Origin of the sequence: Acidovorax radicis N35, from assembly GCF_000204195.1 — a bacterium.
In the GTDB taxonomy this organism is placed as follows: Bacteria; Pseudomonadota; Gammaproteobacteria; order Burkholderiales; family Burkholderiaceae_C; genus Acidovorax; species Acidovorax radicis.
This window is the reverse complement of sequence record NZ_AFBG01000023.1, coordinates 154251-171548: the sequence shown is the minus strand read 5'-3', so window position 1 is coordinate 171548 and position 17298 is coordinate 154251. Positions and strand designations below refer to the sequence as shown.

Here is a 17298-nt window from a genome sequence, read left to right as displayed (position 1 = left end):
GAGGACGCATATGGCACGTATCGCTGGCATTAACATTCCGCCGCACAAGCACGCGGAAATCGGTTTGACCGCCATTTTTGGCATTGGTCGCACCCGCGCTCGCAAGATTTGCGAAGCAACTGGTATCGCTTACTCCAAGAAGATCAAGGATCTGACGGACGGTGATCTGGAAAAAATTCGCGAGCAAATCGAGCAGTTCACCATTGAAGGTGACCTGCGCCGCGAAACCACCATGAACATCAAGCGATTGATGGACATCGGCTGCTATCGTGGCTTCCGCCATCGCCGCGGTCTGCCAATGCGTGGTCAGCGCACCCGTACCAATGCACGCACTCGCAAGGGTCCGCGCAAGGGTGCAGCTGCACTGAAGAAATAAAGATTGAAAGATCATCATGGCTAAGTCTCCTGCCAATAACGCAGCTCAGCGCGTTCGCAAGAAGGTCCGGAAGAACGTTTCGGACGGTATTGCACACGTGCACGCCTCGTTCAACAACACCATCATCACGATCACCGATCGCCAAGGCAATGCCTTGTCGTGGGCTTCGTCCGGTGGCCAAGGTTTCAAGGGCTCACGCAAGTCCACTCCTTTCGCAGCTCAAGTGGCTTCGGAAGTGGCTGGCCGCGCTGCCATCGACCAAGGTATCAAGAACCTTGACGTTGAAATCAAGGGCCCTGGTCCTGGCCGTGAATCTTCGGTGCGCGCACTGGGCGCACTGGGCATCCGCATCACGTCGATTTCTGACGTGACCCCGGTGCCCCACAACGGCTGCCGCCCTCAAAAGCGTCGTCGTATCTAATCTCTCTAAGCCCACCGCCGCCTGTGAACGCGCAAGCGCCTCAGGCGGCTCCCGCAATGGTTTGCGGTAGATGACACAAAGGAAGCTCAAGTGGCACGTTACCTCGGCCCCAAGGCCAAACTCTCCCGCCGTGAAGGCACGGACCTGTTCCTGAAGAGCGCCCGTCGCTCGATCGCCGACAAGTCCAAATTCGACTCCAAGCCTGGTCAGCACGGCCGCACCTCTGGTGCCCGTACCTCTGACTATGGTCTGCAACTGCGTGAAAAGCAGAAGGTCAAGCGCATGTACGGCGTGCTGGAGAAGCAATTCCGTCGCTACTTCGAAGCCGCTGACGGCAAAAAGGGCAACACCGGCGCCAACCTGCTGTTCCTGCTGGAATCGCGTCTGGACAATGTGGTGTACCGCATGGGTTTCGGCTCGACCCGCGCTGAAGCGCGTCAGCTGGTGTCCCACAAGGCGATCACCGTGAACGGCAAGTCCGTGAACATCGCTTCGTACCTCGTGAAGACGGGTGACGTGGTTGCAGTGCGTGAAAAGTCGAAGAAACAAAACCGCGTTGTGGAAGCTCTGCAACTCGCCGCTCAAGTAGGCATGCCGGCTTGGGTGGAAGTGAATGCTGAAAAGGCTGAAGGCATCTTCAAGAAGGTGCCAGACCGTGATGAGTTTGGCGCCGACATCAACGAATCCCTGATCGTTGAGTTGTACTCGCGCTAATCGCTCGGTACGTATTTCGAGAAAACCGTCCCTAAACCGCGAGGCATCGCGGTTTAGGCGCTTCACCAGCCTTACCGGTGTAACGAGCTGGGGGTATTGAGAGGAAGTCTGAATGCAAACCAATTTGCTGAAACCCAAGGCGATCAATGTCGAGCAGCTTGGCCACAATCGTGCCAAGGTCGCACTGGAGCCGTTCGAGCGTGGGTACGGCCACACGCTGGGCAACGCCATTCGGCGCGTCCTGCTCTCGTCCATGGTGGGTTACGCAGCGACGGAAGTCACCATTGCAGGCGTTCTGCATGAGTACTCGTCCATTGACGGCGTTCAAGAAGATGTGGTCAACATCCTGCTGAACCTCAAGGGCGTGGTGTTCAAGCTGCACAACCGTGACGAAGTCACGTTGAGCCTGCGCAAGGATGGTGAAGGTGTGGTCACGGCGCGTGATATCCAGACCCCTCATGACGTGGAAATCGTCAACCCTGACCATGTGATTGCCAACCTGTCGGCTGGCGGCAAGCTGGACATGCAGATCAAGGTTGAGAAGGGCCGTGGCTACGTGCCTGGCAGCCTGCGCCGCTATGCAGACGAATCGACCAAGTCGATTGGGCGTATTGTGCTGGACGCATCGTTCTCCCCTGTGAAGCGCGTGAGCTACACGGTGGAAAGCGCCCGCGTGGAGCAGCGTACCGACCTGGACAAGCTGGTCGTCGAGATCGAGACCAATGGTGCTATCACTGCCGAAGACGCAGTGCGTGCATCGGCCAAGATCCTGGTGGAACAACTGGCTGTGTTTGCACAGCTGGAAGGCGGCGAGCTGGCCGCGTTCGATGCACCTGCAGGTCCACGCGGCAACGCCACGTTCGATCCGATCCTGCTGCGTCCTGTGGACGAGCTTGAACTGACCGTGCGTTCGGCCAACTGCCTGAAGGCTGAGAACATCTACTACATCGGTGACCTGATCCAGCGCACCGAGAACGAGTTGCTCAAGACGCCTAACCTGGGCCGTAAGTCGCTGAACGAGATCAAGGAAGTGCTCGCATCGCGTGGTCTCACGCTGGGCATGAAATTGGAGAACTGGCCACCAGCCGGTCTGGACAAGCGTTAAGTTATAATTCTGGGCTCTCCGAATAGGAGGGCTCGGTTTTTGGTTCCCTTGAAGGGGACAGTGCCTCGGGCAGTACCTTATACGGCTGCCTGATTTAATTTTAAATAAGGAAAAAGCACCATGCGTCACGGTCACGGCCTCCGCAAACTCAATCGCACTAGCTCGCACCGCCTTGCGATGCTGCAGAACATGATGAACTCGATCATCGAGCACGAAGTCATCAAGACCACCGTCCCCAAGGCCAAGGAACTGCGCCGTGTGATCGAACCCATGATCACCCTCGCCAAGGTGGACACCGTTGCCAATCGCCGCCTGGCTTTTAACCGCCTGCGTGATCGTGACAGCGTCACCAAGCTGTTCAACGACCTGGGTCCCCGCTTCAATGCGCGTCCCGGTGGTTACACCCGTATTCTGAAGATGGGCTTCCGCGTGGGCGACAACGCCCCTATGGCCCTGGTTGAACTGGTGGATCGTGCAGCTGAAACTGAAAATAATTCGGCAGCAGCTGAATAATAGGGTATAATTTATTTCTTACCGCGCGATGGAGCAGTCTGGTAGCTCGTTGGGCTCATAACCCAAAGGTCGGAGGTTCAAATCCTTCTCGCGCAACCAAAAAAATAGCAGGCATCTGCTAAGCAAAACGCCCACTCTATAGTGGGCGTTTTCGTTTGTGGGCCTTGGCTGGCGCTGCGTCCACACGTGTCAGGCAATTGCTGTGTCCTGCTGGGGCAAGTGATGCGGCAGCCCTCCGTTAGCCCGTCGCGCGTACTCAACGGGGCAAATACCCTGGTGGCTCAGGGAGGTGGTGGCTGTGTTCAGCTATTGCGCCAACTGACCCCATTGCTGAGCACCGGTTTTCTGTAGCCAGAGCAAAGCCGCTTTGGCTGTGACAGGGGAGGAATTCCCTGCCCGCATTGGGAGGTCTCTCATCTCCCAAAAAGATCGGCCTTTGCCGCCTTGGTAATTGCCACCACGCAAGGGTGCGTGATGCGCCGCTCCACGGAGATTGCAAAAAACTCCTCGACCAGCTCTGTAGTGCGACCGATCACCTCGACACCGAACTGGGTGGTGGTTTCCGCGTCCAGAACCGTGGGTGAGGTAAAAACTCCCCGGCCTTCGCGGCCGAAGGCGTTCATGAGGGCGCTGTCATCGAACTCTCCCACGATCCGGGGCTGAAGATGGTGTTTATTGAGCCAGTGGTCGAGCTGCTGGCGCACAGAGGACATGGGCCCCTGGATGAGCATGGGGGCTCCTTGGAGGCATTGGGGGAATGTTCCGTCCAGCTGCGCCCTCAGGCCAGGCGCGCTGAAAAAACTCATGCCGCTGGTTCCCAAAGGGTGGTTGAACGCCTTGACACCGATCTTCTTGGAGACCGGCTCGTCCGCGAGCACCAGATCGAGCTTGTGCAGGCTCAGTTGTGCAATCAGTTCTGGAAATTTCCCCTCCTGGCAGGTCATGTGCACCTGCTCAGGCATTCCAAGCGCCGGCTCCAGAAGGTGATACGCCACGGATTTGGCAATGGAGTCGGCCACCCCCACACGAAATTCCAGCGGCTTGGCCTGGCCACGCGAGAGGCGGATGGATTTCTCCAACTCGTCACCCAGCGCAAAGATCTGTTCGGCGTATCCCAGGGCGACACGGCCTTCGCTGGTGAGTTCAAGCCCGCGCCCGCGCTTGCGAAACAGGTCGTGGCCCAGCCATTCCTCCAGTTGCTTGATCTGGCCGGACAGCGTCTGGGGCGTGGTGTGCAGTTGTTCACCAGCCCGCATGACGCCGCCGGCTTTGGCAACTGTCCAGAAATATCGGAGGTGTTTAAAGTTCATGGGGGTAGATACTGCGGAAAAAGCGAATTATTTGCTCCAATAAAACGAATATACGCGAAGTATCAAACGTCCTACATTGAACCCTTGGCCCCTTTCCGCAGCGGTTCGCGCTGCGGTCTGGAACTGTCAACGTTCACAAGGAGTAGCAACGATGCGGATCACCACCCGAGGACAACTTGCGGTATCGGCAATGACGGATTTGGCACTGCGCCAGAAGATGCGGCCGGTAGCACTGTCGACGATCAGCGCACGGCAGGGCACCTCGCTGTCGTACCTGGAGCAGCTGTTCAGTGCCCTGCGGCGTGCCGGGCTCGTGGACAGCACACGCGGCCCTGGCGGCGGCTACACCCTGGCCCGGAACACCGACCAGATCTCGGTTGCCGAGATCATCCTGGCCGTCGAAAACCTCAAGACTGACGATCTGCAAAGCCTGGATGTCGGCCAGGCTGCCCAGGTGAAGTCGATGACGGGTGAACTTTGGTCCACCTTCAACGCGCGGGTCATGGAGTACCTGCAGTCAGTGACTTTGCAGGACCTTGTGGCCGAGCAGCATGCCAAGGGGGTGGTTGCTGAGGAGATGGCGCCTGTCGCACCCCGACCCAAGCTGAACGCCAAGCCACGCCCTTTGATGGCGCGGGTGGGGGTGCCCAACTCGGTGTTCGCACTGGGCACCATCCCGTTGCTGCAACGCCGTTGAGCTTGCGCGCCGGCGGCGCACTGTAGTTGCTGGCATGCCAGCCCTCAGGGCGGAGCGGAGGTGGAATCCCCGGTTCCCCTCCCTCGCTGTTGGGGGCGAGCGGCGACTACAGCTGCTGTGCGAGCTGCTTGATCCCCCGGATCAGCATCTCCACCGAGATGGCGACCAGGATCAAGCCCATCAGGCGTTCAAACGCCATCACCACGCGTTCTCCCACCAGGCGCTGGATGCGTTCGGCCATCAACAGCACCACGGCGCACACGGCCATGGTCACGCACAGCGCGCCCACCCATTCCCAACGGCGCTCGGGGGCCTGGGCCACCAGCAACATCACCGTGGCCAGGGCCGAGGGGCCCGCCAAGGCCGGAATGGCCAGTGGCACGATCAGCGGCTCTCCAGGCAATTCGGCCTGTGGCCCGGATTCGGGCGGAAAGATCATGCGCAGTGCGATCAGAAATAGCACGACGGCGCCTGCTATCTGCAGCGAAAGATCGCTCAGGTTCATCACGCGCAGAAACTCCGCGCCGAAGAACAGGAACACCATCAGCAGCGCAAACGCGATCAGCACTTCCCGCAGGATCACCCGCGCCCGCCGTTCGGGCGCCACGCCGCGCAGTGCGTTGGCAAAAATGGGGATGTTGCCCAGCGGATCGGTGATCAGCAACAGCAGGATGGTGGCCGATGCGAAGGTGTAGCTCACGGTGCGTACACCGCGTCCAGCGAGCGAAAGCCCTTGATCTCGATGGGATTACCGCTCGGGTCGTGAAAGAACATCGTCCACTGTTCCCCGGGCTGGCCTTCAAAACGCACCTGTGGCTCCAGGACAAAGGCGGTGCCAGCTGCTTTCAGGCGTGCGGCCAGCGCATGCCAGTCGGGCAATTCCAGGATGGCGCCGAAGTGCGGCATGGGCACCAGGTGATTGCCGACGTGGCCCGTGCGGGCGCTGGAAAAGGGTGTGCCCAGGTGCAGCGAGATCTGGTGGCCAAAGAAATCAAAATCCACCCAGGTGTCGGTGCTTCGGCCTTCCTGGCAGCCCAGCACACCGCCGTAGAAGCGGCGGGCGGCATCGAGGTCGGTCACGTGAAAGGCAAGGTGAAACAGGCTGCGCATCCTGCAAAGGATAGCAGCCAGTATGGGTGCGTGGGCGGAGGTTTTGCTGGAAGTGGCGGCGGAACGCTGGAGCAGCGTGCGCCGATTCAGGCTGCGCGGCGATGCTGCTCGGCCTTCTCCTGGCAATGCACGCAGCGCGCAGCTTCGGGGGTGGCATGCAGGCGGGCGGCGGTGATGTGGGTGCCGCAGTCCGTGCATTCACCGTACGTGCCGTCTTCGATGCGGGCCAAAGCAGCTTCCACGGCGGCCAGATGGGTGGTTTCGCGTTCGTCCAGCGCAAATTCCAGTTCACGCTCGGTGGCCAGCTGGGCCCGTGGGTCCTCGGGCTGGCCAAAGTGGTCGGCAGCGGCCTCTGCACGGCCTATGACGCCGCCGCGCTGCGCAGCCAACTGCGCCCGCAGCCCGGATTGCTGGGCCAGCAACAGTTGGCGGAATGGGGCGGCTTGGGTCTTGTCCATGTGGTGTCTCCTCGGGTGAGCGGATACCTGCATGGTGCGCCTGCGTGCAGAGCCCCTGGTTGACCAGGGTCAAGGGATGACGCCCCGGCCCTTTGCGGAAGAAGGGCGCTTAGCGCTTGGCCGGCCGTGCCAGCATCTCCGCGGTATTGGTCTTGCGATCCGCATTCACGCGCTGCACGTGCGGGCGCTCGGCCATGCGGGTCAGGTAATCCCGCACCGGCAGGCCAGCCAGGTAGTCGCGGCCATAGATGATCTTGGTGGCCGAGCTGACCAGCGGCAAGTGCACGATGGCGGCGCAATCGGCCAGGGTGAAGGTGTTGCCACCCACGTAGGGGCTGAACTTCGCCAGCTGGCCGAAGGCGGCAATGTTCTTTTCCAGTTGCGCCCCCACCTTTTCCTTGGCGGTATCGCTCACCGTGCCGCCAAAAAAGGCCTGCGGGTACAGGTTGCGCGCCACCAGCTCCAGGTGCAGCTCCAGAAAGGTGATCAGCTCGCGCACCTTGGCGGCCTGGTAGGGGTCGGCGGGGATCAGTGGGTGCGCGGGGTGGGCGGCCTCGATGTAGTCGGCGATCACCGCCGATTCGCACAGCGGGCCCTCGGGGGTGCGCAGGTAGGGCACCTTGCCCAGCGGGCTGGCGCTGCGGTCGGTCTCGCCCACCCAGGCCAGTTCCTCGGTGAAGGGAAGGCCCTTTTCGAGCAGGGCGAGCTTGACCTTGTTGTAGTAGTTGCTGGCCGAAAAGCCGCAGAGTGTCAGCATGGTGTTGTCTCCGTCATGGTGGTGAATGCAGCACGCATCCTAGGTGCGGGCGGGGGTGCAGTCCGTCGCGCAGATGACCTCCGTCAAGGAGTTCGCGCGCCGGCCCCCTACAATCCGCACCCATGCCCTCCCTCCAAACCATCCGTAGCCTTCGCTGGCTCGCCCGCCTTGTGCTGGCGTGGTTTGTGTTGTCCATGGGGGTGGCGGTGGCGTCGCCCCTGGTCAATCCGCAGGCGATGGAGCTGATCTGTTCGGGCTCGGGCGCCATCAAGGTGCTGGTCAAGACCGACGACGGCGCCAAGGAGCTGCCCAGCCACACGCTGGACTGCCCGTTGTGCGCGCATGTGGGCGCTCCTCCCCCATCGTCACAGGCGCAGCTGCCTGTAATCCATCCCCTGGCGCATGCCCTGCGCCCCATTCCCGCCGCGCACATTGCTGCGCGCACCGCCGCGCCACTGCCGCCGCGCGGGCCTCCGGCCTTCTCCTGAAATTGCTATTTGTTTAATAGCTGTTTGCGCTTGATAGATAAGCGCTGACGGCCTATTTGGCTTGAAATTCAGGAGTTCCCATGCGCAAAAGCCGCATGGCGCTGGCCGTGGCCAGCGCCTTTCCCCTTGCCCTGTCCTGGGTTATGCCCGTGTGGGCCCAGACCGCTGACAGCACCAACGCACCCGTCAAGGAGCTGGGCGTGGTCACCATCCGCGGCGGCCAGCCCACCTCGCTGCCCACGCAGATCCCCACCACCATCGAGGGCGTGACGCGCGAGCAAATCGAGCATTCGATCAACGCCACCGACAGCGAAGACGCCCTCAAGTACCTGCCCAGCCTGCTGGTGCGCAAGCGCTACATCGGCGACTACAACCACGCCGTGTTGTCCACGCGCGCCTCGGGCACGGGCAACCCGGCGCGGTCCATGGTGTTCGCCGACGGCATCTTGCTGAGCAACTACCTGGGCAACGGCCCCACCAACGCGCCGCGCTGGATGCTGGTCACGCCCGAGGAGATCGAGCGCGTGGATGTGCTCTACGGCCCGTTCTCCGCCGCCTATGCCGGCAACTCGGTGGGTGCCGTGGTGGACTATGTGACGCGCATGCCGACACAGTTCGAGGCGCACGGGCAGGTCAGCGTCCAGCACCAGCCGTTCGATTTGTATGGCACCAACGCCACCTACGCGGGCAAGCAGGTCAGCGCATCCGTCGGCAACAAGAATGGCGACTGGTCGTGGTTCCTCAACTTCAACAAGACCGACAGCGAAGGCCAGCCGCTCACCTTCCCCACGCGGCTGGTGTCCGCCGGCACCGTGGGCAACGCGGGCACGCCCGTGACCGGCGCGGTGCCGGGCAACAACCGCAGCAACCAGCCTTGGTACCTGCTGGGCACGGCCACGCAGTACCACACGCAGCAAGACCACATCAAGGCCAAGATCGCCTACGACTTCTCGCCCACCGTGCGGGCGGCCTACACCTTGGGCTGGTGGCACAACGAATCCGAAGGGCGCCCCACCAGCTACCTGCGCGACGCCAATGGCAATGCGGTGTACGGCGGCACGGTCAACATCAACGGCCGCTCGTACACGCTCGCGCCCACGGACTTCAATGTCTCCAACGAGAACCTCACGCACTTTATGCACGGGCTCTCGGTCAAAAGCCACACCCAGGGCGCGTTCGACTGGGAGGTGGCCGCCAGCCTGTACGACTACCAAACCGACACCCTGCGCGCCGCCACCGTGGCGCTGCCTGCAGCGCTGGACGGCGGGGCAGGGCGCATCGTCAACAACAAGGGCACGGGCTGGAACACGCTGGCCGCCAAAGGCACCTGGCGTCCGAATGGGGTGCAGGGCACGCACATCGTGGACTTTGGCCTGCAGCGCGACAGCTACCAGCTGCGCACCGTGGAGAACGCCACGACGAACTGGATCAGCGGCGCAGCAGGCGCCCGCAACCAGGCCTTCAACGGCGACACCCAGCTCATTGGCCTGTGGGCGCAAGACACCTGGAAGATCGCACCAAAGTGGAAGGCCGTGCTGGGCGCCCGCGCCGAGCGCTGGAGCGCCAGCAACGGCCAGACCGGCAATGCCACCACCACCGTGAGCCACCCCGAGCGCGACGAAACCTACTTCTCGCCCAAGGCTGCCGTGGCCTACCAGGCCAACGACCTGTGGGTGCTCAAGGCCTCCACTGGCCGCGCGGTGCGCATGCCCACCGTGGCCGAGCTGTACCAGGGTGGCATCAACGGCAGCGGCACGCTGATCAACAACGACCCGAACCTGAGGCCCGAAAAGAGCTGGACCACCGAGCTGACGGCCGAGCGCGATATGGGCAATGGGCTGCTGCGCCTGACCGCGTTTTTTGAGCGCACCAAGGACGCGCTGTATTCGCAGACCAACGTGCTCGTCGCGCCCAACGTGACCAACGTGCAGAACGTGGATGCCATCCGCACCAAGGGCATCGAGCTGTCGTACCAGGCCGCCAATGTTCTTCTGCGTGGGCTCGACCTCGGTTCAAGCCTGACCTGGACGGACTCCAAGGTCACCCGCAACGACAAGTTTCCCGCCAGCGTGGGCAAGTGGCAGCCGCGCATCCCCGAGTGGCGCGCCAGTGCCGTGGCCACGTACCGGCCCGACGACAAGTGGTCATACACGCTGGGCGCGCGCTACAGCGGCAGGCAGTACAGCACGCTGGACAACACCGACGTGAACGGTTTTGCCTACCAGGGCGCCAGCCGCTACTTCACCACCGACGTGCGTGTGCGCTACCAGATCACCAAACAGGTGAGCGCTGCCGTGGGCATCGACAACCTCAACAACTACCAGTTCTGGAACTTCCACCCCTACCCGCAGCGCACCTACCTGGCTGAATTGAAAGTAACCCCCTGAGCGGCTTGCGCCGCTTCCCCCAAGGGGGACGCCTCCAGCGGCCCGGCGAAGCCGGTTCCGCGGTGGCGCTCGCCTCGGGCGCGCCAGTGTTGAAGGCAATGAATCGTTGAAACGCAAGGTCTGAGTATGAAATCAAACACTATGAAAAATATAGCTGCCACCGCTTTACTATTAAGCGCTGGAGGCCTTTTTGGCTCTGCATCCGCCCATGTGGTGCTCGAATACCAGGTGGCCCCGGCGGGCGCCAGCTACAAGGCGAGCTTCAAGGTTGGCCACGGCTGCGGCGCGTCGCCCACGCGGCAGGTCGCGGTGGACATCCCGGCCGGCATGCGCGGCGCGCGCCCCATGCCCAAGCCCGGTTGGACGCTGGAGGTACAGCGCGAAAAACTCGCACAGCCGTACACCAGCCACGGCCGCAGCATCACCGAAGACGTGGTGCGCATCACCTGGACGGCCAAGACGCCGGACGACATGCTGCAAAGCGCCCATTACGACGAGTTCGTGCTCGTGGCCCAGGCGCCGGAGCAGGCCGGCACCGTGTACTGGCCCGTGCGCCAGGCCTGTGTCGAAGGCCGCAACGATTGGGTCGATGTGCCCAAGGCCGGCCAGAAACTCTCGGACCTGAAGTCCCCTGCGGCAGCGCTGGAGATTCTGCCCACGGGCGGCGGCGGTGCGCACAATCATTGACAGTCAGGTCCGCCCCGCGCCTGCTCCACCCCATTTCTAGCTGACCTCCGAAAGACATCCATCATGAAAAAACTGCTTCACCGCGCCGCCCTCGTTCCCACACTGGCCGCAGCACTGGCCAGCGCCCCCGCATGGGCCCAGACCGCCGCCGTCAAGGTCGAAGGCGCCTGGGCCCGTGCCAGCGTGCAGGGCCAGAAGGCCACGGGCGCCTTCATGCGCCTCACCGCCAAGGACGGCGCCCGCCTGGTGCGCGCCGAATCGCCCGCCGCTGGCATCACCGAAGTGCACGAGATGAAGATGGAAGGCGACATCATGAAGATGCGCGCCGTGCCCACGCTCGATCTGCCCGCGGGCAAGACCGTGGAGCTCAAGCCCGGTGGTTACCACGTCATGCTGCTGGACCTGAAGGCGCCCCTGGCCAAGGACAGCTCGGTGCCCATCACCCTGGTGTTCCAGGATGCCAAGGGTGCGGAAAGCAAGCTCAACCTGACAGTGCCTGTGGGCACGGCGGCACCCGGTGGTGCCACTGCGGGCAGCATGATGGATGGGCATAAACACTGAGGTTCTCGCCGCCGCAGCGCCTTCGCGGGCGCAACGCATTGGAGTAAGCTGTGCCTCCACCACAGATCACCCTCGTCCACCTCTTGCGGAGCGGCCATGAGCGACACATCGAATTTCGGTTTCGGCAAACTTGTCCCAGGTTTTGACTTTTTGCAGAGCCTGGCCAAAGGGGCGTCCAACAGCATTCCGCAGTTGCCCAACCTCAGCAACTGGGTGGCGCCCACCATCAGCGTCGAAGAACTCGAGAAGCGCATCGACGAACTCAAGGCCGTGCAGTTCTGGCTGGAGCAGAACTCGCGCGCGCTGGCCGCCACCATACAGGCGCTGGAGGTGCAGAAGATGACCCTGGCCACGCTCAAGGGCATGAACTTCAGCATGGGCGACGTGGCCAATGCCTTCAAGCTCAAGACCGCCGACACCGTGATGAGCGGTGTGCAGAAAGCCGCCGACACCGTGAGCGGCGCGGCGGGCGCCGTCGCTGGGGCTGCCGCCCGTGTTACGGGCCGCGCGAGCGCTGCCGAAGAAGCAGAAGAAGACGAGCGCGAGGAAGCCGAGCCCGCCGCCCAGCCTGCCAAGGCCAAGGCGAAGGGCAGCAAGGCATCGGCCGCCGCCGCTGCGCCCACCGTGGTGGACCCGATGCAGTGGTGGGGCGCGCTCACCGGCCAGTTCCAGCAGATCGCCGCCAACGCCATGAAGGACGCGGCCAAGCAGACCGCCATCGACACCACCAAGAACATGGCTACGGGCCTCGCCAAGGAAGCCCTCAAGACGGCCACCGGCATGGCCACCCAATTCGCCGCCAAGGGCATGCAGACCATGCAGGGCGGCGCCAAGCGTGCCGCTGCACCGGGCGCCACCAAGAAGACCACCGCCACCCCGAAGCCTGCGGCCCGCAAAACCACGGCGAAACCCGCCGCCAAAAAAGCCAGCAGCAGCACCCGCAGCCCAGCGGCCCGCAAGCGAGCGGGCTGACGCCAACGCGGGCGGGTGTGGCAACAACCCGCAAGTGGGCGCAACATCGGCCCACCACCGCCCTGGCATGGAGATCCACCCCATGAAACTTTTCCCTTCCGGCCACGCCACCCACCCCCAGTGGCGTATGGCCGCCGCGCTGGTGCTGGCGCAATTGCGCGCCCAGATGGCGCTGCCCGAATACGCTTCGGCACCCACCCTGGGCCTCCTTTACGTCACCGACCACTACGGCAACGAAGCCCAGGCGCTGCTCGACTACCTGAGTGGCGAGCTGCCCGAGGTGACGGACTGGACCGGTACCGTGGGTGTGGGCGTGTCGGCCAACAATGCCGAGTACTTTGACGAGCCGGCGCTGTCGGTCATGCTGCTGGATGTGCCGGCCGACCAGTACCGTGTGTTCTCCGGAGTGGCACCGCTGCCCACGCACGCGCCGCACCCGGGCGCAGGCTTTGTGGCCCACACGGCGCTGGTGCATGCCGACGGTCGCACCCCCGAACTGACCGAATTGCTGGCCGAGATGGCCGCACGCACCGACACCGGCTACCTGTTTGGTGGCCTGTCCGCCAGCCGCACGAGCAACGTACAGTTTGCAGTGGGCGGCGACGGCAACATGGCCGGCCAGGGCGGCGCCAGCGGGGTGTTTGACGGCGGCTTGTCGGGCGTGGCGTTTGGCGCTGGGGTGGCGCTGGTGTCGCGCGTCACGCAGGGCTGCCAGCCCGTGGGCGCGCTGCGCACCATCACCGCCGCGCAGGACAATGTCGTTCTGGCGCTGGATGGCGAGCCCGCGCTGGATGTGCTGCTCGATACGCTGCAGGTCTCGCTGGACAGTGGAGACCCCCAGCCCGCGCTGCGCAAGGTGCGCGCCACGCTGGCCGGGTTGGTCAGCGCGGGCGAGCAGCCTCTGGGCCAGCGCCGCACGGGGCACTTCGGCACCGATACGCGCGTGCGCCACATCGTGGGGCTCGACGGCAGCCGCCGGGGCGTGGCCCTGGCCGACCATGTGGAGGCTGGCATGCACCTGGCGTTCTGCCAGCGCAATGTGGCAGCGGCGCGCGCCGACCTGATGCGGATCTGCGCCGAGATTCGCGAGGAGCTGGAACCCGAGGAGCTGGAGCCTGCGCCGATGGTGTCGTCAGACACCCTGGGCGATCTGGCCGCGGCACCGGGGGCTGCGGCGCGGGGCACCAGCGCTCTGCCCCAGACCGGGCGGCGCATCTGCGGGGCGATCTATGTGAGCTGCTCGGGCCGGGGCGGCCCCCATTTTGGCGGGCCCAGTGCCGAGCTGCAGATCGTGCGCCACGCGCTGGGCGATGTGCCGCTGGCCGGCTTTTTTGCCGGGGGTGAAATTGCGCACCACCATTTGTACGGCTACACCGGGGTGCTGACCGTTTTTGTGAACAGCGAATAGGGCCGTCGTGATCAGGCCGCCGGGCTGTCCTCGGCCTCGGCCTTTTCCTCGGGCGTCAGGCGTGTGGCCAGGATCTTGTCGATGGTCTTGCCGTCCATGTCCACCACTTCGAGCTTCCAGTCTTCCCATTGCACTGCGTCGGTCACCTTGGGCAGGCGCCCGGTCAGCAACATGATCATGCCGCTGAGGGTGTGGTAGCGGCCACGTTCTTCCTCGGGCACGGAGTCCAGGTTCAGCCGGTCTTTTAGCTCGGGCACCGGGATGTGGCCGTCCAGCAGCCAGCTGCCGTCCTCGCGCTGCAGCGCCCACGAGGTCTCGGGGTCGCGCGGCTGGAACTCGCCGGTGATGGCCTCGATCAGGTCCTGCAGCGTGACGATGCCCTGCACCTCGCCGTACTCGTCGATGACAAACGCCATGTGCACGTCCTGCAGCCGGAAGTTGTCCAGCAGCTCCATGCCGGTGATGGTTTCGGGCACGTACAGCACGGCCTGCAGCGTCTGGTCGGCCAGGGTCTGGCTGCGGTCGCGCAGCGCGCGGGCCAGCCACTGGCGGGCATTGATCACGCCCAGGATGTTGTCCATGCCTCCGCGCACCACCGGAAACCGCGCGTGGTCCGACTCCTCGATGCGCGCCAGATTCTCTTCAAACGGAGCATCGACGTCCAGGCACACCACGTCGCCGCGCGGCAGCATCAGCGAGCCGATCTGGCGGTCGTCCAGCCGGAACACATTGCGCACCATGGTGTGCTCGTGCGATTCGATCACCCCGGCCGTTGTGCCCTCGACCAGCATGGCGTGGATTTCTTCTTCCGTCACGGGGCTGCCGCTGGTTTCCTTCACACCCATCAGGCGCAGCAGCGTGCGGGTGGAGGTGGACAGTAGCAGCACAAAAGGCTTGGTGGCCAGTGCGAGAAAGTTGATGGGCCGTGCGACCAGGCGGGCAAAGGTTTCGGGGTAGGACTGGCCGATGCGCTTGGGCACCAGTTCACCCACCACGATGGAGAAATACGTGATCAGCACCACCACCAGCCCGGTGGCCGCATAGCCCCCGTAGGGCAGGGGCACGCCCAGCGATTCAAGCCACGCAGCCAGCGGTGCGGCCAGCGCGGCCTCGCCCACGATACCGTTCAAGACACCGATGGACGTGATGCCGATCTGGATGGTGGACAGAAAACGCGTGGGGTCTTCGCCCAGCTTCACGGCGGCGGCGGCGCCGCTATCGCCCTCATCAATCAGCTTTTGCAACCGGGCTTTGCGGGCCGTGACCAGAGCGATCTCTGACATGGCAAACAGGCCGTTGAGGAAGATGAGGGCGAACAGTATTGCTATTTCCATACAAAGGGCGCCTTGCGCGCCCTTGGGTGTTGAGAAGCGACCAATTGTAAGGACAGGGGCCAGAGGCCTTGCGCAGGCTCCTAGCCACCTTCGGTGGGCAGACCGGTTTCGTCCCACTCGGGCAGTCCTCCGCGCAGCCAGTACACCGACTTGAACCCCTTGGCGGCGGCCACCTTGGCAGCTTTAAGAACTTGCTCACGATCTCGCGGGGGATCGCGTTGGAGCGCAATCGGGATGAGTGGATGCTTCGGGTGCGCCGCATGGGCTCATGCCCATGCAAGCAGCCGGGGCGGCCTTGTCGCCCGATTCCGCTCCAACCCTTCGGGCGGTGGGCTCCACGGCCACGATGGCCGTCAGCTGGGCCTGCACCGCGCTGGAGCTCAGCCAAAGGAAAAGCAGCACTCCCCATTTGCCGCCGGTGGGTTTCCTGTTTGTGTTCATTGCGCTTTCCTCCCCCCCAAAACAAAGCGCGAATATGCCCACGGCCTTCGTACCTGTGTACGAATGTTTCCGATGTTTTGTGTTTGTTACTTTTGTTAACGACGCATTGCGCGCCACGGTAAAGGCTGCCGCACAGAATGCGGGCTGGGCCCGCCCCGGCATGCCCCTGTCAGGCGAGGGCGGGGAGAAAACCGTTTGTTCACCCACATTATCTGGAGACGTTTCCATGAAAGATTCCATGACCCTGCCACGCCGCCACATGCTGGCCGGAAGTGCCGCAGCCCTGAGCGCGCTGGGCCTGGCCGGATGGGCTGGCACTGCCAGGGCGCAGCAGGCCACGAGCCCTGCCAAGCCGCTGCCCGCCTATGCGGGATGGAAATCTCCGGACGCGCTGATCGTGCACAGCAGCAGCACCCTGGAAACCCGGCGCTCCGCGTTCGGCACCAGCGTCATCACCCCGTCGAGCCAGCTGTACGTGCGCAACAACCTGCCCGCGCCTGATGCGGCCATCCTGGATAACCGCGATGCCTGGAGCGTCGCCATCGAAGGGGTGAAGAACCCACGCAGCCTGACGCTGGCCGAACTCAGAACCCTGGGCGTCGAGACCGTGGCGACGGTGCTGCAATGCTCGGGCAATGGACGGGGCTTTTTCCCCAGCAAGCCCAGTGGCACGCCCTGGTCCGTGGGCGCTGCGGGTTGTGTGGTCTGGAGCGGCGTGCCGCTGCGCAACGTGGTGGCTGCGCTGGGCGGGCTGGCCGACGGCGCGGCCTACCTCACGGGCACCGGTGGCGAAAAACTGCCAGAAGGTGTGGACCCGCTGTCTGTGCTGGTAGAGCGCTCGGTCCCCGTGAAAGCGCTGGACGACGCGTTGCTGGCCTGGGAGATGAATGGCGAGCCCTTGTCCCTGGCGCACGGTGGGCCGCTGCGGCTGGTGGTTCCGGGCTACCAGGGCGTGAACAACATCAAGTACGTCAAGCGCGTGGCCTTCGCCAGTGCGCAGTCACAGGCGCGCATCATGTCGCACGGCTACCGCATGTCGCCCCCCGGCTCCAAGGCCAGCCCCGACCAGCCTTCGGTGTGGGAGATGGGCGTCAAGTCCTGGATCAACGGCCCCCTGCCCGACAAGGGCCCGCTCAAGGCGGGCCAGGTGCAGGTGCACGGCGTGGCCTTTGGGGGTACGCGGGGCATCAAGGGGGTAGAGGTCTCGGCCGATGGTGGCAAGACCTGGCAGGCGGCCAAACTCATCGGACCGGACCTGGGCCCCTTTGCCTGGCGGCAGTTTGCACTGCCGGTGCGCCTGGAGGCCGGCACGCAGGTGCTGGCCAGCCGCGCCACCGACACGGCGGGCAACGTGCAGGCCGAGCAGCGAGAGGAAAACCTGGGCGGCTACAACAACGCCAGCTGGCGGGACCACGCTGTCACGTTGACCGTGGCATGACGCGGCTCCCCCCTCGAGGCGCTGCGCGCCTTCCCCCCTGGGGGGGGACGCCACCCCCGGACTGGCGGAGCCAGATCCGCGGTGGCACGGGTGTTGGGGCGCGCCGGTATCGGACGGCATC

Annotated in this window: 19 protein-coding genes and 1 tRNA gene; 14 read left to right on the top strand and 6 right to left on the bottom strand. The window is 63.9% G+C overall.

The annotated features are described in order from the left end of the window. Positions 1–10: 10 nt before the first annotated feature. From rpsM to ARADN35_RS0122670, 6 genes are all read left to right on the top strand, one after another. Positions 11–376, top strand: a complete 366-nt coding sequence (rpsM, locus tag ARADN35_RS0122695) for a 30S ribosomal protein S13 (RefSeq protein ID WP_008906516.1) — start codon at positions 11–13, stop codon at positions 374–376. A gap of 16 nt (positions 377–392) precedes the next feature. After that, the gene (rpsK, locus tag ARADN35_RS0122690; protein WP_005793662.1) at positions 393–797 is read left to right on the top strand and encodes a 30S ribosomal protein S11; all 405 of its coding nucleotides are present in this window, start codon (positions 393–395) and stop codon (positions 795–797) included. 90 nt (positions 798–887) lie between these two features. After that, positions 888–1511: a 30S ribosomal protein S4 gene (rpsD, locus tag ARADN35_RS0122685; protein WP_010466299.1), complete on the top strand. Its 624-nt coding sequence runs from the start codon at positions 888–890 to the stop codon at positions 1509–1511. Positions 1512–1623: 112 nt separating this feature from the next. Next, on the top strand, positions 1624–2616 hold the full coding sequence (locus tag ARADN35_RS0122680; RefSeq protein WP_008906514.1) for a DNA-directed RNA polymerase subunit alpha: 993 nt from the start codon (positions 1624–1626) through the stop codon (positions 2614–2616). 120 nt (positions 2617–2736) lie between these two features. Beyond that, complete coding sequence (rplQ, locus tag ARADN35_RS0122675; protein WP_029414313.1) at positions 2737–3129, top strand: 50S ribosomal protein L17; 393 nt, start codon at positions 2737–2739, stop codon at positions 3127–3129. A 22-nt stretch (positions 3130–3151) separates the two neighbouring features. Then, positions 3152–3228: transfer RNA gene (locus ARADN35_RS0122670), tRNA-Met, on the top strand. A 314-nt stretch (positions 3229–3542) separates the two neighbouring features. Here ARADN35_RS0122670 and nhaR read toward each other — a convergent pair. Then, on the bottom strand, positions 3543–4439 hold the full coding sequence (gene nhaR / locus ARADN35_RS0122665; protein WP_029414312.1) for a transcriptional activator NhaR: 897 nt from the start codon (positions 4437–4439) through the stop codon (positions 3543–3545). Positions 4440–4590: 151 nt separating this feature from the next. On the opposite strand from nhaR, the gene ARADN35_RS0122660 reads away from it, so the two are divergent. After that, on the top strand, positions 4591–5136 hold the full coding sequence (locus tag ARADN35_RS0122660; protein WP_029414311.1) for an Rrf2 family transcriptional regulator: 546 nt from the start codon (positions 4591–4593) through the stop codon (positions 5134–5136). Positions 5137–5242: 106 nt separating this feature from the next. On the opposite strand, the gene ARADN35_RS0122655 is transcribed toward ARADN35_RS0122660, so the two are convergent. The 4 genes from ARADN35_RS0122655 to ARADN35_RS0122640 form a co-directional block, all read right to left on the bottom strand. After that, complete coding sequence (locus ARADN35_RS0122655; RefSeq protein WP_010466290.1) at positions 5243–5836, bottom strand: MarC family protein; 594 nt, start codon at positions 5834–5836, stop codon at positions 5243–5245. Then, positions 5833–6246 carry a VOC family protein gene (locus ARADN35_RS0122650; protein ID WP_010466288.1) on the bottom strand — a complete coding sequence of 138 codons (414 nt, stop codon included), beginning with the start codon at positions 6244–6246 and terminating at the stop codon, positions 5833–5835. Before ARADN35_RS0122650 ends, ARADN35_RS0122655 begins: the two co-directional genes overlap by 4 nt. A gap of 86 nt (positions 6247–6332) precedes the next feature. After that, positions 6333–6704 carry a TraR/DksA family transcriptional regulator gene (locus ARADN35_RS0122645; RefSeq protein WP_010466286.1) on the bottom strand — a complete coding sequence of 124 codons (372 nt, stop codon included), beginning with the start codon at positions 6702–6704 and terminating at the stop codon, positions 6333–6335. Positions 6705–6813: 109 nt separating this feature from the next. Further along, on the bottom strand, positions 6814–7461 hold the full coding sequence (locus tag ARADN35_RS0122640; RefSeq protein ID WP_010466284.1) for a glutathione S-transferase: 648 nt from the start codon (positions 7459–7461) through the stop codon (positions 6814–6816). A 122-nt stretch (positions 7462–7583) separates the two neighbouring features. On the opposite strand from ARADN35_RS0122640, the gene ARADN35_RS0122635 reads away from it, so the two are divergent. From ARADN35_RS0122635 to ARADN35_RS0122610, 6 genes are all read left to right on the top strand, one after another. After that, positions 7584–7949 carry a DUF2946 family protein gene (locus ARADN35_RS0122635; protein ID WP_010466282.1) on the top strand — a complete coding sequence of 122 codons (366 nt, stop codon included), beginning with the start codon at positions 7584–7586 and terminating at the stop codon, positions 7947–7949. An 80-nt stretch (positions 7950–8029) separates the two neighbouring features. Continuing rightward, on the top strand, positions 8030–10336 hold the full coding sequence (locus ARADN35_RS0122630) for a TonB-dependent receptor (RefSeq protein WP_010466281.1): 2307 nt from the start codon (positions 8030–8032) through the stop codon (positions 10334–10336). 141 nt (positions 10337–10477) lie between these two features. Beyond that, on the top strand, positions 10478–11023 hold the full coding sequence (locus tag ARADN35_RS0122625) for a YcnI family copper-binding membrane protein (protein ID WP_244265939.1): 546 nt from the start codon (positions 10478–10480) through the stop codon (positions 11021–11023). 63 nt (positions 11024–11086) lie between these two features. Then, positions 11087–11584, top strand: a complete 498-nt coding sequence (locus ARADN35_RS0122620) for a copper chaperone PCu(A)C (RefSeq protein ID WP_010466276.1) — start codon at positions 11087–11089, stop codon at positions 11582–11584. A 96-nt stretch (positions 11585–11680) separates the two neighbouring features. Beyond that, positions 11681–12556, top strand: coding sequence for a PhaM family polyhydroxyalkanoate granule multifunctional regulatory protein (locus ARADN35_RS0122615; RefSeq protein WP_010466274.1), 876 nt, complete (start codon positions 11681–11683; stop codon positions 12554–12556). Between the two features lie 82 nt (positions 12557–12638). After that, positions 12639–13964, top strand: a complete 1326-nt coding sequence (locus tag ARADN35_RS0122610) for an FIST signal transduction protein (RefSeq protein ID WP_010466272.1) — start codon at positions 12639–12641, stop codon at positions 13962–13964. An 11-nt stretch (positions 13965–13975) separates the two neighbouring features. Here the strand turns inward: ARADN35_RS0122610 and ARADN35_RS0122605 are convergent, their stop codons facing one another. Next, on the bottom strand, positions 13976–15298 hold the full coding sequence (locus ARADN35_RS0122605; protein WP_010466269.1) for a hemolysin family protein: 1323 nt from the start codon (positions 15296–15298) through the stop codon (positions 13976–13978). Between the two features lie 667 nt (positions 15299–15965). Here ARADN35_RS0122605 and sorT point away from each other — a divergent pair. After that, positions 15966–17177, top strand: coding sequence for a SorT family sulfite dehydrogenase catalytic subunit (sorT, locus tag ARADN35_RS0122595; protein WP_010466265.1), 1212 nt, complete (start codon positions 15966–15968; stop codon positions 17175–17177). Positions 17178–17298 lie beyond the last annotated feature (121 nt).

Coding starts and splice junctions, on each gene's coding strand:
- rpsM (WP_008906516.1), top strand. CDS start 11: ATGGCACGTATCGCTGGCATTAACATTCCGCCGCACAAGCACGCGGAA.
- rpsK (WP_005793662.1), top strand. CDS start 393: ATGGCTAAGTCTCCTGCCAATAACGCAGCTCAGCGCGTTCGCAAGAAG.
- ARADN35_RS0122680 (WP_008906514.1), top strand. CDS start 1,624: ATGCAAACCAATTTGCTGAAACCCAAGGCGATCAATGTCGAGCAGCTT.
- rplQ (WP_029414313.1), top strand. CDS start 2,737: ATGCGTCACGGTCACGGCCTCCGCAAACTCAATCGCACTAGCTCGCAC.
- nhaR (WP_029414312.1), bottom strand. CDS start 4,439: ATGAACTTTAAACACCTCCGATATTTCTGGACAGTTGCCAAAGCCGGC.
- ARADN35_RS0122660 (WP_029414311.1), top strand. CDS start 4,591: ATGCGGATCACCACCCGAGGACAACTTGCGGTATCGGCAATGACGGAT.
- ARADN35_RS0122650 (WP_010466288.1), bottom strand. CDS start 6,246: ATGCGCAGCCTGTTTCACCTTGCCTTTCACGTGACCGACCTCGATGCC.
- ARADN35_RS0122645 (WP_010466286.1), bottom strand. CDS start 6,704: ATGGACAAGACCCAAGCCGCCCCATTCCGCCAACTGTTGCTGGCCCAG.
- ARADN35_RS0122640 (WP_010466284.1), bottom strand. CDS start 7,461: ATGCTGACACTCTGCGGCTTTTCGGCCAGCAACTACTACAACAAGGTC.
- ARADN35_RS0122635 (WP_010466282.1), top strand. CDS start 7,584: ATGCCCTCCCTCCAAACCATCCGTAGCCTTCGCTGGCTCGCCCGCCTT.
- ARADN35_RS0122630 (WP_010466281.1), top strand. CDS start 8,030: ATGCGCAAAAGCCGCATGGCGCTGGCCGTGGCCAGCGCCTTTCCCCTT.
- ARADN35_RS0122625 (WP_244265939.1), top strand. CDS start 10,478: ATGAAAAATATAGCTGCCACCGCTTTACTATTAAGCGCTGGAGGCCTT.
- ARADN35_RS0122620 (WP_010466276.1), top strand. CDS start 11,087: ATGAAAAAACTGCTTCACCGCGCCGCCCTCGTTCCCACACTGGCCGCA.
- ARADN35_RS0122615 (WP_010466274.1), top strand. CDS start 11,681: ATGAGCGACACATCGAATTTCGGTTTCGGCAAACTTGTCCCAGGTTTT.
- ARADN35_RS0122610 (WP_010466272.1), top strand. CDS start 12,639: ATGAAACTTTTCCCTTCCGGCCACGCCACCCACCCCCAGTGGCGTATG.
- ARADN35_RS0122605 (WP_010466269.1), bottom strand. CDS start 15,298: ATGGAAATAGCAATACTGTTCGCCCTCATCTTCCTCAACGGCCTGTTT.
- sorT (WP_010466265.1), top strand. CDS start 15,966: ATGAAAGATTCCATGACCCTGCCACGCCGCCACATGCTGGCCGGAAGT.